Source organism: Verrucosispora sp. WMMD573 (assembly GCF_027497175.1).
Taxonomy (GTDB): Bacteria; Actinomycetota; Actinomycetes; order Mycobacteriales; family Micromonosporaceae; genus Micromonospora.
Window position 1 is genome coordinate 1,054,028 of the sequence record NZ_CP114901.1, and the last position, 12,604, is coordinate 1,066,631.

Consider the following 12,604-nt stretch of genomic DNA (forward strand, 5'->3'; position numbering starts at 1 on the left):
CCGATGAGCGACGTGCTGCGGGTCGGCAACGCCTCCGGCTTCTACGGTGACCGGTTCTCCGCCTGGCGGGAGATGCTCGACGGCGGCGAGCTGGACGTGTTGACCGGCGACTACCTGGCCGAGTTGACCATGCTCATCCTGGGGCGGGACCGGATGCGTGATCCCGACCTGGGCTACGCGAAGACGTTCCTCCGGCAACTGGAGGGCTGCCTCGGCACCGCGCTCGACCGGCGGGTCACACTTGTCACCAACGCGGGCGGACTCAACCCGGCCGGGCTGGCCGCCGCGATCCGCGCCCTCGCCGACCGGCTCGGGCTCCCGGTCCGGATCGGGTACGTCGAGGGCGACGCCCTGGGCCGAGCCGACGCGCTGACCGCGAACGCGTACCTCGGGGCGTTCGGCATCGCCGCCTGCCTCGACGCCGGGGCGGACGTGGTGGTGACCGGCCGGGTCACCGATGCCTCGCTTGTCGTGGGGCCGGCCATCGCCCGCTTCGGCTGGGGGCGCGGCGACCTCGACGCGCTGGCCGGAGCCACCGTCGCCGGGCACCTGGTCGAATGCGGGGCGCAGGTCACCGGGGGCAACTTCAGCTTCTTCACGGAGCTGCCTGACGGCGGGCGCCGGCCGGGATTTCCGGTGGCCGAGCTGCGTGCGGACGGCTCGGCGGTGATCACGAAGCATCCCGGCACCGGCGGCGCGGTCACCGTCGAGACGGTCACCGCCCAGTTGTTGTACGAGGTGGGCGGGCCGGCGTACCTGGGCCCGGACGTGGTGACCCGGCTCGACTCGGTCCGGCTGAGCCAGGACGGCCCGGACCGGATCCTGGTCAGCGGTGCCCGGGGCACCCCGCCACCGGACACGCTCAAGGTGGGCGTCAACAACCTCGGTGGTTTCCGCAACTCCATGACGTTCGTGCTCTGCGGGCTGGACATCCCGGCCAAGGCGGCCCTGGTCCGGGAGCAGCTGACCGAGGCGGTCGGCCCGGACGGGTTGGCGTTCACGCTGGCCCGCACCGATCACCCCGACGCCGCCGATACCGAGACCGCCAGCGCCCTGCTGCACGTAAACCTGCGCGACGGTGACCGGACGCGGGCCGGGCGGGCGTTCTCGGCGGCGGCGGTCGAGCTGGCCCTGGCCTCCTACCCGGGCTGCACCTTGACCACCCTGCCGGGCGAGGCCACCCCGTACGGCATTTTCACCGCCGATTCCGTGGCGCAGGACACGGTCGCTCACGTCGCCGTGCTTCCGGACGGCACCCGGGCGCCGATCGCACCACCGCCGGTGACCGTGCCCCTCGCCGCCGAGCCGACGACTGAGCTGGCCGGCCCGGCGATGGTGGGTCCGACGCGGCGGGGGCCGCTGGGCGAGGTGGTGGGTGCCCGGTCGGGCGACAAGGGCGGCGACGCGAACCTGGGGGTCTGGGCGCGGACCGACGCGACCTGGGCCTGGCTGCGTGGCTGGCTCACCGTGGCACGGCTGGCGGAGCTGCTGCCGGAAACCGCGCCGTTGACCGTCGAGCGGCACGAACTGCCGAACCTGCGTGCCGTCAACTTCGTGATCCGAGGGCTGCTCGGTGCCGGGGTGGCCGCCTCCACCCGGTTCGACCCGCAGGCCAAGGCCCTCGGCGAGCTGCTCCGCTCCCGGATCGTCGACCTGCCGGTCGAGCCGGCGGCCGGCGACGCACCGGTCGTCGCGGAGGTACGGCCGTGACGATCGTGGACACTCCCGAGCGGCGGCAGCTGCGGGAGCTGACCCGCGCCTTCGTCACCCGCGAGGTGCTGCCGCACCTGGCCGACTGGGAGCGGGCCGGCGAGGTACCCCGCGAGTTGCACGCCACCGCGGCGAAGATCGGCCTGCTCGGCGTCGGCTTTCCCGAGGCGGTCGGCGGCAGCGGCGGCGACCTGCTCGACTCGATCATCGTCACCGAGGAGATCATCCGTTCGGGAGGCTCGTCAGGGCTGGTGGCCGCCCTCTTCACGCACGGCATCGCGCTGCCGCACATGGTCGCCGCGGCCGGTACCCGCTCGGGCGGCAAACTCCCCAGACCACTCTCTGACGTCGACCCGACCGGCCGGGAACACGACCTGATCGACAGGTACGTCCGGCCGACGCTTGCCGGTTCGATGATCGGCGCACTTGCCATCACCGAACCCGACACCGGCTCGGACGTGGCGGGCATCCGCACCCACGCCCGCCTCGACGGTGACCACTACGTGGTGAACGGCGCGAAGACCTACATCACCAGCGGGGTCCGGGCGGACTTCGTGACCACCGCGGTCTGCACCGGCATGCCGGGTAGCGGAGCGCTGAGTCTGCTGGTCATCGAGAAGGGCATCCCCGGCTTCACCGTCGGGCGACGGTTGGAGAAGCTCGGCTGGCACTGCTCGGACACCGCCGAACTCGCCTTCGTCGACGTACGCGTGCCGGTGGCGAACCGGATCGGCGAGGAGGACACCGGCTTCCTCGCGATCATGCAGCAGTTCGCGGCCGAACGCCTCTCCCTGGCCACCCAGGCGTACGCCATCGCGCAGCGCTGCGTCGAGCTGGCCGCCACCTGGTGTCGCGACCGGTCCACCTTCGGCCGGCCGCTGGCGAGCCGACAGTTGGTCCGGCACCGGCTGGCCGAGATGCACACCCGGGCCGAGGCCGCCCGCGCGTACGTGCACCAGGTGGCCGCGCGGGTGGCCGCGGGTGAGCCGGTGGTCACGGAGGTGGCGATGGCGAAGAACGTGGCGGTCGAGGCCGCCGACCGGGTTGTCGACCAGGCCCTGCAACTGCACGGCGGCTTCGGCTACCTGCGCGACGCCGAGGTGGAGCGGCACTACCGGGACGCCCGCATCCTCGGCATCGGCGGCGGCACCACCGAGATCATGAACGAGATCATCGCGAAGGGCATCGGCCTGTGAGCACACTCGACACCGCGATCGACAGGTCCGCGCCGGCTTTCCGGGCCAATCGGGACGCCCTGCTGGAACGTCTCGCCGAGTTGGACGCCGCACTCGCCACCGCGCGTGGCGGCGGTGGCGAGAAGTACGTGGCCCGGCATCACCAGCGCGGCAAGCTGCTCCCCCGCGAGCGCATCGAGTTGCTGCTGGACCAGGACAGCCCGTTCCTCGAACTGTCGCCGGTCGCCGCGTTCGGCACCGATTTTCCGGTGGGGGCCAGCGTGGTGACCGGGATCGGCGTGGTCGAGGGGGTCGAGTGCCTGGTCGTCGCCAACGACCCGACGGTACGCGGTGGCGCGGTGAACCCCTGGTCGCTGGCGAAGACCCGCCGGGCCGGCGAGATCGCCCTGGCCAACCGGCTACCGATGGTGAACCTGGTCGAGTCGGCCGGCGCGGACCTGCCCACTCAGGCGGAAATCTTCATTCCGGGCGGCCGAGTGTTCCGTGACCTGACCCGGCTCTCGGCCGAGCGGATCCCCACGGTCAGCGTGGTCTTCGGCAACGCCACCGCCGGTGGCGCGTACGTGCCCGGGATGTCCGACTACACGATCATGATCCGGGATCGTTCGCAGGTCTACCTGGCCGGGCCACCGCTGGTGAAGATGGCCACCGGTGAGGACGCCGACGACGAGTCGTTGGGTGGCGCAGCCATGCATGCCACGAGATCCGGCCTGGCCGACTTCCTCGCCGCCGACGAGCGCGACGGTATCCGGCTGGCCCGACAGTGCGTACGCCGGCTCAACTGGCGCAAGTTGGGTCCGGGGCCGCGCAACCCGATGCCCCAACCGCCGAAGTACGACCCGGAGGAGTTGCTCGGCATCACCAGCGCCGACCTCAAGGTGCCGTTCGATCCGCGCGAGGTGCTCGCCCGGGTGCTCGACGGCAGCGAGTTCGACGAGTTCAAGCCGGCCTACGGCACGGCGCTGGTCACCGGCTGGGGTGAGCTGCACGGGTACCCGGTCGGCGTGCTGGCCAACGCCCGGGGCGTGCTGTTCAGCGAGGAGGCGCAGAAGGCGACGCAGTTCATCCAGCTCGCCAACGCCACCGACACCCCGCTGATCTTCCTACAGAACACCACCGGCTACATGGTCGGCACCGAGTACGAACAACGCGGCATCATCAAGCACGGCGCCTTGATGATCAACGCGGTCTCGAACTCGACGGTGCCGCACCTGACGGTGAATCTCGGCGCCTCGTACGGTGCCGGCAACTACGGCATGTGCGGCCGGGCGTACGAGCCGAGATTCCTGTTCACCTGGCCGAACGCCAAGTCGGCGGTGATGGGGCCGGCGCAGTTGGCCGGGGTGCTGTCCATCGTGGCCCGGCAGGCCGCCGCCGCGCGGGGCCGCGAGTTCGACGAGGACTCCGACGCGGCGATGCGGATGATGGTCGAGCAGCAGATCGAGTCCCAGTCGGGCGCGCTGTTCCTGTCGGGGCGCCTCTACGACGACGGGGTGATCGACCCTCGGGACACCCGTACCGTCCTCGGCCTGTGTCTGTCGGCCATCCACAGCGGACCGGTGCAGGGCGCCGACGCCTTCGGCGTCTTCCGCATGTGAGCGCGAGGAACGCAGCGAAGCGGAGTCCCGCAGTCGCGAACGAAAGGAGGCACCGTGAGCGTGAGGAACGCAGCGAAGCGGAGTCCCGCAGTCGCGAACAAAGGGAGGAACAGCAAGTGATTCGCAAGCTGCTGGTCGCGAACCGGGGGGAGATCGCCCGCCGGGTCTTCGCCACCTGTCGGGCACTCGGGATCGAGACGGTCGCCGTGTACTCCGACGCGGACGTCGACGCGCCCTTCGTCACCGAGGCCGACCGGGCCGTCCGGCTGCCCGGAAACACACCTGCGGAGACGTACCTGCGGATCGACCTGATCCTGGACGCGGCCCGCCGCTGCGGTGCGGACGCCGTCCATCCCGGGTACGGGTTTCTCGCCGAGAACGCCGGCTTCGCCACGGCGGTCACCGACGCCGGCCTGACCTGGATCGGTCCGCCGGCCAAGGCGATCGCCGCGATGGGCGACAAGTTGGCCGCCAAGGCGCTGCTCGCCGAGGCCGGCGTGCCGATGTTGCCGACCTGGACCGACCCGGCCCAGGTGACGAGCTTTCCGGTGCTGGTGAAGGCGTCCGCCGGGGGCGGCGGGCGCGGCATGCGGGTGGTCGGCGACGCCGCCGGGCTCGCCGAGGCCGTCACCGGCGCGCGCCGCGAGGCGGCTTCGGCGTTCGGCGACGACACGGTCTTCATCGAGCGGTACGTCGACCGTGGCCGGCACGTCGAGGTGCAGATCTTCGGCGACAGCTTCGGCACGGTGCTGGCGCTGGGCGTGCGGGACTGCTCGATCCAGCGCCGGCACCAGAAGATCGTCGAGGAGGCACCCGGCGTCCTTCCCGACGAGGTGCGCGAGCGGCTGCACGCTGCGGCGGTGGCCGCCGGCCGGGCGGTCGACTATGTCGGGGCCGGCACTGTCGAGTTCCTGCTCGCGCCCGACGGGGAGATCCACTTTCTGGAGATGAACACCCGCCTTCAGGTCGAGCACCCGGTAACCGAGCTGACCGCCGGACTCGACCTGGTCCGGCTGCAACTGCTGGTCGCCGAGGGCGCGTCGCTGCCGCTGGCCGCGACACCGCCGGCCAGCGGACACGCGATCGAGGTACGCCTCTGCGCCGAGGATCCCGCGCACGGCTTCCGGCCGGCGACCGGCACCCTGCACCGGTTCGCCCTGCCCGACGTGGCAGCCGAGTTCGGGCCGCTGACCGCCCCCGGCCTGCGGCTGGACTCCGGCGTGGTCGACGGGTCGGCGGTGAGTGTCCACTACGACTCGATGCTCGCCAAGGCGATCGCCTGGGCACCCACCCGCACGGAGGCGGCCCGCGCCCTGGCCGGCGCGCTGGCCAGGGCGGAGTTGCACGGCGTGGCCACCAACCGGGACCTGCTCGTCCGCGTCCTGCGTAGCCCGCAGTTCGCCGCCGTCGACGTCGACACCGGTTTCCTCGATCGGCACCCGGAGGTCTTCGCTCCGCTGCTGCCCGCCGAGCAGCTCCCCCTGGTCGCGCTGGCCGCTGCCCTCGCCTCGGCGGCCGACCGCCGCAGCCGAGCTGGGGTGCTCGGTGGGCTGCCGTCGGGCTGGCGCAACGTACCCGCGTTCCCACAGGTCACCCGCTTCAGTGGCCCGGACGGCGGTGAGATCGAGGTCCGCTACCGCCTGGACCGCTCCGGCGGCCTCGCCGAGTGGTCGGTGTCGCCGGTCGCTGCCGCGTCCGGCAGCGCTCCGCCGGGTGCGGACGAGGCAGCCGACGCTGCACCGATCGTCACGCCGGTCGAGACCGCCCCAGAGCGCGTCGTGCTCGACGTCGCCGGGGTGCGGCGGACGTACCGCGTACGCCGGGTGGGGTCGGAGGTCTTCGTGGACGGTCCGGACGGGGCGGCGGGCCTGACCGAGTTGCCGCGTTTCCCGCTGCCCACCGCGGAGCTGGCCGCCGGGTCGTTGCTCGCGCCGCTGCCCGGCGCGGTGGCCCGGGTGCACGTCTCGGTCGGTCAGCGGGTCGCCGCCGGTGACCTGCTGCTGACCCTGGAAGCGATGAAGCTGGAACACCCCGTGCTCGCCCCCACCGATGGTCTGGTAACCGAGCTGCCGGTACCGGCCGGCGGCCAGGTGGACACCGACGCCGTGCTGGCCGTGGTCACCCCCGATGAGGAGTCGCCGTCATGAACTTCGACCTCACCCCAGAGCAGGACCAGCTCCGCGACGCCGTGCGGGCGCTGGGCAGGCGGTACGGCCACCGGTACTTCGTGGCAAAGGCGAAAGCCGGCGAGCACACCACCGAGCTGTGGCAGGAGGCCGGCGAGCTCGGCTACCTCGGCGTCAACATCCCCACCGAGTACGGCGGCGGAGGCGGCGGCATCACCGAGCTGGCCATCGTCTGCGAGGAACTGGCGGCCAGCGGCTGCCCGCTGCTGCTGCTCGTGGTCTCCCCCGCCATCGCGGCCACCGTCATCAACCGGCACGGCACCGAGGAGCAGCGCAAACGCCACCTGCCGGGGCTGGCCGACGGCTCACAGAAGATCGTCTTCGCCATCACCGAACCGGACGCCGGCTCGAACTTCCACCGCCTTGCCACGGTGGCTCGCCGGGACGGTGACGACTGGGTGCTGTCCGGCCGCAAGTGCTACATCTCCGGCGTCGACGAGGCCGGGCACGTCCTGGTGGTGGCCCGCGTCGCCGTCGGCGACGGCAGTTCCGGCTCCGGGGACGCGGCGGCGCAGAAGCTGAAGCCGGCGTTGTTCATCGTGCCGACCGACGCGGCCGGGCTGACCTGGTCCAAGCTGGACATGGAGATCGTGTCCCCGGAGAACCAGTTCCTGCTCTACCTGGACGACGTCCGGCTGCCCGCCCAGGCGCTGGTCGGCGAATCGCTGGACGCTGGCCTACCCGCCCTGTTCGCCGGGCTCAACCCGGAACGCATCACGGTCGCCGCCATGGGCGCCGGCACCGGCCGGTACGCCATCGAACGCGCCTGCGAGTACACCGCGACCCGTTCGGTGTGGGGCGGCCGGACGATCGGCTCCCACCAGGGAGTCGCACATCCCCTCGCGCATGCGGCGGTGCAGGTGGAGCTGGCCCGACTGATGATTCAGAAGGCAGCGGCGCTCTACGACGCCGGCCGCGACCTGGAGGCCGGGGTCTCCGCCAACATGGCCAAGTACGCGGCCGGCGACGCTGCGGCGCTGGCGGTGGACACGGCCGTGCAGGCGCTCGGTGGCGCCGGCATGACCACCGAGTACGGCGTGGCGACGCTGCTCGGCGCGGTACGGGCCGGCCGGATCGCCCCGGTCAGTCGGGAGATGATTCTCAACTTCGTCGCCCAACACGTCCTCAACCAGGACAAGTCATACTGAGACCCCCTGACATGGTCGTCCCGAGCTGCGGCAGGTCGCGGGATCAGCCGGGTGGGAAGGCGCAACGTGCCGCAACCCGCAGCGCCGTCACCCGGGATCAGCGGCAGGCGGCGTCGACCCGGTGGACCGGGCGTACCCGGCGGCCCAGTCCCTCCAGCAGCGAGTCCTCGATGTGGAAGTCGTGGACGCGCAGCCGGTACCGGGGCAGTTCCTCCTCCGAGGGGCAGAGCACCTGACCGCGTACCTGCCCGACCGGCACATAGCGCACCCCGCCGCGTTCCTGAAGGATCACCATGTTCACATCGTCGGTGGTCACCACGTGCCCACGGATCTCCTCGGTGGCCTCGGCGGAGGTCGCGCCGGGTTCGCCCACAGTGGTCACGGTCAGCGGCAGCACCGGCGTGCTGATCACCGGCAGCGCCGCCCAGACCAGCACCACCAGCACGGCGAGCTGGGTCACCGGGGCGAGCAGCCGGATCACCACCCCGGGCAGCGGACCGGCGACGAAGAGAGCCAGCAGCGGGGGTACGACAAGCAGCACGACCGGCAGCGGCTCGCCCTGCCGTCCGGCGGTGCGCAGCGTCGGCACGAGCAGCCAGAGGTAGCCGGCGTACGCCGCGACGACGATCAGGACCCGAAGGGCGGGGCGCTCGTGCAGGCGTTCCGGACGGAGCTGGAAGGCCGCCGCAACGGTGGGCAGCAGCAGCGGAAGGTACAGCAGTGGCCAGGTCACCAGGGCCATCAGGAAGCTCGCCGCGACGAACCAACCCGGGGTGATCTCCATCCACCGGGCGAAGAGCGGTCGGCGGGCCAGCCGGTGCCCGCTGGCGGCGAGTACCCCGCCGAGCGCGAACACCGCCACCAGCACTGTGGAGAGCAGGCGGGCGGCCGTGGTGAGGAAACCGGCGAGCAGGTTGACCGGTCCCACGTTGGCCACCAGCAGCAAGGTGGTCTGCAACTCTCCGCCGGCCTCGATGCCGAGCCGCAGCACCGAGAAGATCGCCGGTACGCCGACCACGGCCGTCCAGAACGACTGGCTGGCCCGCGCCCGGCGCTCGGCCGGATCCCAGCCGCCGACGGCCTGCGTGCGGAGCGCACCCGGGGCCGACTCGGCCCGTCCCGCCGTGCTCGGCAACGCCGAAGGCGGCGCGGCGGCCGGCGGCACGGGGGCCCGCGGTACGGGTGGCGGTGGACCGCCGGCGCCCGGTTCGTCGGGGGCGGTGGCGGGTGCCGCAGTCATCGGTGCGGCGCCTTGTCGTCGAAGTCCACAAGCTTCGGCACTTCGAGCGGTTGCGGCTGCCGCTTCTCGCCCCGCAGCCACGGCCCCAACGTGCGGTTGTACGCGGTCAGCCACGGGCTGGCTTCCCCGCTGCGGCCCTGCTGGTAGCTCTTGTCGAGGAAGTAGGCAACCAGGTCGCGCAGGGCCGGATCCCCGATCGGCACCCCGACGCCGAGCAGTTCACTGGTGCCGAACGGCATGTCGACGATCTCGAACTCGGTCGGGTAGCGGGCCAGGAAGCCAGCGAGGATCGTCTCGTCGGAGCTGACCGCGTCGTACTTGCCGGCGCGGATTCCCTTGACGCAGTCCCAGACGTCCTTGACCACAAGCGTGCGGACCTGATTCTTCTCCAGTTCCGCCTCGGTGGTGGAGCCGCCGCTGGTGCAGATCCGGTACTTCGGATTCCGCAGGTCCTCGATGGTGCGGATGGTGTCCTTGTGCCGGGTCGGAACCAGCACCTCCTGGGTGGTCACGAAGTACGGCCCGGCGAAGCTGACGAGCTTTTTGCGTTCTTCCGTGATCGAGAAGCTGGAGACCACCAGGTCCACCACCCCGCCCTGAAGGGCCGGGATCCGGTCCTCCGTGGACACCGCCACGAACTCCAGCCGGTGCTCCCCCTCGTAGCCGAGGGAGGCGGCGATGTACCGGGCGATCTCGACGTCGAAGCCGATGTGGTTGCCGTCGCGTATCTCGCCCATCAGCGGTTCGTCGTCCGCCACCCCGATTCGCAGGACGGGCTGACCCCAGATGTGTGACTCACGCAGCTTCTCCTGTACGGACGGCAGTTCCGGCTCCTGCTGGCTGTCGCAGCCGGCCGCCGCGCCGAGCAGCAGCGTCAGGGCGACCGCCGCGGTCGTCGCCGCCGCACGCCACCGGGGACTGGAGAGGCTTACCGTCATGGCCACCTCGCTACATTTCGAGTTCCGTGTGGCACTGAAAGTAGTCGTCCGTGTCGAGGTGCCACCACCCGGCGCCGACGGCCGGACAGCCCTCTCCTCGTTCGGCAAGCTGTTGTTTGTCAGCTGTTCCGCATGATGAAGCTGGCTACTGTTGACAGATCGACAATCTCCGACATTCTGGACGGGTGAGACGGTTCCCGGTATCCGACGCGCGGACCGTGGCGGTGGCCGCGGCTCTGGCGGCGTTCTGGCTGCTCGCGGTGCTGCTGGTGGGGCGCCGGCAGGATCTGCTCGGCGTCGCGGGGGCACTGCTCTGCGTTCTGCTCGCCACCGTCGCGGGGGTGGCCGTCACCGCCGCTCGGCAGCGGGACGGGGACGCTCGACCGGATCGCGGGCAGCCGCCCGTAGGGCCGGGCATCGAGCCGCCCGGCATCGATGCCGACACCCTGGAGACCCTGGGCGACCGGGAGGCGGTCCGCGCGCTGCGGGATCGGCATCGACGCGATCGGCGGGCGCGCTGACGGCCCTCGGGGGTCAGCCGCTGGTGAGCGTGGGCGAGGCTAGGCCGTTGAGGCCCCGGCCGGCCAGGCACCGGTAGGTGGGGTCGATGTCCGCGTCAGCCGGCGGTAGCACCTCAAGATTCCATCCCGCCGCCTGACGCATCCCGCTGACCAGGCGGAACGTCTCCTCGTTGCAGATCTGGCGCACTCCGGGATCCGCGACGATCTCGTCGTGGCCGGCATCGGCCAGCGCGGCCGGCAACTTCCCCTGGGCGTAGCTCTCCCAGGTGTGCCGGGTGTCGCAGGGCATTCGGCTGGCCTCGGCCCGCTGGCCACGCACCTGCACCGGCCCGAAGCACTCCAACTCCGCGGCACACTGGGCACCCGCGGGAAGCACCTCCTGGTGAGTGGCACAGCCCGGGCGCAGCATCCCGGTGGCCGCCGGGCGCGCCGGCATGCTCGGCTGTGGCGACGGTCCACCACCGGCCGCCCAGGCGCCGACACCTGCCGAGGCGGCGAGGGCGACCACCCCGGCGGCCCCGAGGAACCAGCGTCGGCGACGGCTGCGCTCGGTGGAGCCGTCCCTGGCCGGCGGGGCGGCACGGCCGGCATCCTGGCCACTGGCGGCAGCGCCGCCGATCGGTGCCGCCGCGGCGTTCGCCCCGCCGCTGGACGCGGCCGAGCCGTCCAGCGTCAGGTTGCTGAGCATGTCGCGCAGTTCCGCGGCGGACGGCCGGTCGCCGGGATCGTTGGCCATGCCGGCACGCAGCACGTCGACCAGATCCTCCGGGATGCCGGGCAGACCGGGAATCGGCTGGTGAAACATCTCCAACACGGTCACCAGGCTCGGGTTGCGCTCGCTCTGCCAGCGCGGCGGTCGACCGTGCATGACCGCGTAGAGGGTGGCGCAGAGCGCGTAGACGTCGACGGCCGGCGAGGGCGGACTGTGGCTGAACATCTCCGGCGGCGCGTACGCCGGGGTGAGCACCTCCAGCGCGACGGAAGCGTCCCGCATCTCGGCAACCACGGCGAGCCCGAAGTCCGCCAGTACCGCCGGGTTGAAGTGCGAGTGGAGGATGTTGGCCGGCTTGACGTCGCGGTGCAGGACCCCGGCCGCGTGTGAGTGGGCGATGGCGTCCGCGATCTTGACGCCGAGATCCCGGGCCTCGACGGCGCCCAGCGGTGAGTTGCGCATCCGCTCGGCGTACGAGCCGTCGCAGAGTTCCATGATCAGGTAAGGGTGCTGGTCGATGGTGACCCCGACGTCGAACAGGTCGACCACGTGCGGGTGCGACGACATCCGACCGGCGGCACGCGCCTCGCGCAGAAAACGGGCCTGGTCCCGGTCGCTGGCCAGGGTCCGGTTCTCCACCTTGACGGCGACCTCGCGGCCCACCGAGATCTGCGTCGCCCGGTAGACCGTGGCGTAGCCACCCCGGGCAAAGACCTGCAAATCAGTCAGACCGGGCACGATGGGCGTCGGCAGGGCGCCGGGCGGGGTGTCGGTCACAATCTCGAAAATACCGAACTCTGCCGGCCGCTCAGCGAACCGCATCGGTGGCCGGCCCCACACCCGACGTTCCGGCACCGCGCCGGTCGTCTTCCTGATCCGATTCGTCCGCAGTCGATCCGTTCCCGCCCGCCGGAGCGATCACGCCGGACCGACCCGTCATGCCAGCGGACCGCCGCGCGTCCCACCAGAGCCCGACGGCGGTCGCCACCGCGCCAAGGCCCTCCCAGGCCGCCACCCCGAAGAACCGCCCAGGTGCCACGTCGGCCAGCACCGCGAGGGTGAAAACCGTGAACGTGACCAGCCGGAACACCACGGTGAAACGGTAGAAGGCGCGCCACTCGGTGGCTGCGGCGAGCAGGTAGTAGACCCCCATGTTGAACGAGGCCATCGAGGAGGCCGTCACGAAGACACCCGTGTAATCGCCCGATGCCCGGCTCTGCGGGATCTCGAAGCCGAGCATCCGCAGCAGCGCCTCCGGCCAGAGCAGGCCGACCGCCCCCATCACCAGCGCCAGCACGCCGAACACCGCGATCGTCCACCCCGCGACCGAACGCGGCAGCCTCATCTTCGCCCCC

Annotated in this window: 10 protein-coding genes; 6 read left to right on the forward strand and 4 right to left on the reverse strand. The window is 71.7% G+C overall.

The annotated features are described in order from the left end of the window. Positions 1 to 3: 3 nt before the first annotated feature. The 5 genes from O7601_RS04925 to O7601_RS04945 all read left to right on the forward strand — a co-directional run bounded on the left by O7601_RS04925 (position 4) and on the right by O7601_RS04945 (position 7,838). Positions 4 to 1,710 carry an acyclic terpene utilization AtuA family protein gene (locus O7601_RS04925; RefSeq protein WP_281566799.1) on the forward strand — a complete coding sequence of 569 codons (1,707 nt, stop codon included), beginning with the start codon at positions 4 to 6 and terminating at the stop codon, positions 1,708 to 1,710. Continuing rightward, positions 1,707 to 2,906 (forward strand): acyl-CoA dehydrogenase family protein, encoded by a 1,200-nt coding sequence (locus tag O7601_RS04930; RefSeq protein ID WP_281565065.1) that lies wholly within the window; start codon positions 1,707 to 1,709, stop codon positions 2,904 to 2,906. The genes O7601_RS04925 and O7601_RS04930 overlap by 4 nt, the downstream gene beginning before the upstream one ends. Beyond that, positions 2,903 to 4,504 (forward strand): carboxyl transferase domain-containing protein, encoded by a 1,602-nt coding sequence (locus O7601_RS04935; protein WP_281565066.1) that lies wholly within the window; start codon positions 2,903 to 2,905, stop codon positions 4,502 to 4,504. The genes O7601_RS04930 and O7601_RS04935 overlap by 4 nt, the downstream gene beginning before the upstream one ends. Before the next feature lie 116 nt (positions 4,505 to 4,620). Next, positions 4,621 to 6,651, forward strand: a complete 2,031-nt coding sequence (locus O7601_RS04940) for a biotin carboxylase N-terminal domain-containing protein (protein ID WP_281565067.1) — start codon at positions 4,621 to 4,623, stop codon at positions 6,649 to 6,651. After that, the gene (locus O7601_RS04945) at positions 6,648 to 7,838 is read left to right on the forward strand and encodes an acyl-CoA dehydrogenase (protein ID WP_281565068.1); all 1,191 of its coding nucleotides are present in this window, start codon (positions 6,648 to 6,650) and stop codon (positions 7,836 to 7,838) included. The genes O7601_RS04940 and O7601_RS04945 overlap by 4 nt, the downstream gene beginning before the upstream one ends. A 97-nt stretch (positions 7,839 to 7,935) precedes the next feature. On the opposite strand, the gene O7601_RS04950 is transcribed toward O7601_RS04945, so the two are convergent. Then, complete coding sequence (locus tag O7601_RS04950) at positions 7,936 to 9,078, reverse strand: hypothetical protein (protein WP_281565069.1); 1,143 nt, start codon at positions 9,076 to 9,078, stop codon at positions 7,936 to 7,938. Beyond that, positions 9,075 to 10,016 (reverse strand): transporter substrate-binding domain-containing protein, encoded by a 942-nt coding sequence (locus O7601_RS04955; protein ID WP_281565070.1) that lies wholly within the window; start codon positions 10,014 to 10,016, stop codon positions 9,075 to 9,077. The genes O7601_RS04950 and O7601_RS04955 overlap by 4 nt, the downstream gene beginning before the upstream one ends. Positions 10,017 to 10,201: 185 nt before the next feature. On the opposite strand from O7601_RS04955, the gene O7601_RS04960 reads away from it, so the two are divergent. Beyond that, positions 10,202 to 10,537 carry a hypothetical protein gene (locus O7601_RS04960; protein WP_281565071.1) on the forward strand — a complete coding sequence of 112 codons (336 nt, stop codon included), beginning with the start codon at positions 10,202 to 10,204 and terminating at the stop codon, positions 10,535 to 10,537. Between the two features lie 13 nt (positions 10,538 to 10,550). Here O7601_RS04960 and O7601_RS04965 read toward each other — a convergent pair whose 3' ends face one another. Beyond that, a complete protein-coding gene (locus O7601_RS04965; RefSeq protein ID WP_281565072.1) occupies positions 10,551 to 12,026 on the reverse strand; it encodes a serine/threonine-protein kinase in 1,476 nt (491 codons plus the stop codon). A gap of 31 nt (positions 12,027 to 12,057) precedes the next feature. Beyond that, a complete protein-coding gene (locus O7601_RS04970) occupies positions 12,058 to 12,594 on the reverse strand; it encodes a hypothetical protein (protein WP_281565073.1) in 537 nt (178 codons plus the stop codon). Positions 12,595 to 12,604 lie beyond the last annotated feature (10 nt).

Coding starts and splice junctions, on each gene's coding strand:
- O7601_RS04950 (WP_281565069.1), bottom strand. CDS start 9,078: ATGACTGCGGCACCCGCCACCGCCCCCGACGAACCGGGCGCCGGCGGT.
- O7601_RS04970 (WP_281565073.1), bottom strand. CDS start 12,594: ATGAGGCTGCCGCGTTCGGTCGCGGGGTGGACGATCGCGGTGTTCGGC.
- O7601_RS04955 (WP_281565070.1), bottom strand. CDS start 10,016: ATGACGGTAAGCCTCTCCAGTCCCCGGTGGCGTGCGGCGGCGACGACC.
- O7601_RS04945 (WP_281565068.1), top strand. CDS start 6,648: ATGAACTTCGACCTCACCCCAGAGCAGGACCAGCTCCGCGACGCCGTG.
- O7601_RS04925 (WP_281566799.1), top strand. CDS start 4: ATGAGCGACGTGCTGCGGGTCGGCAACGCCTCCGGCTTCTACGGTGAC.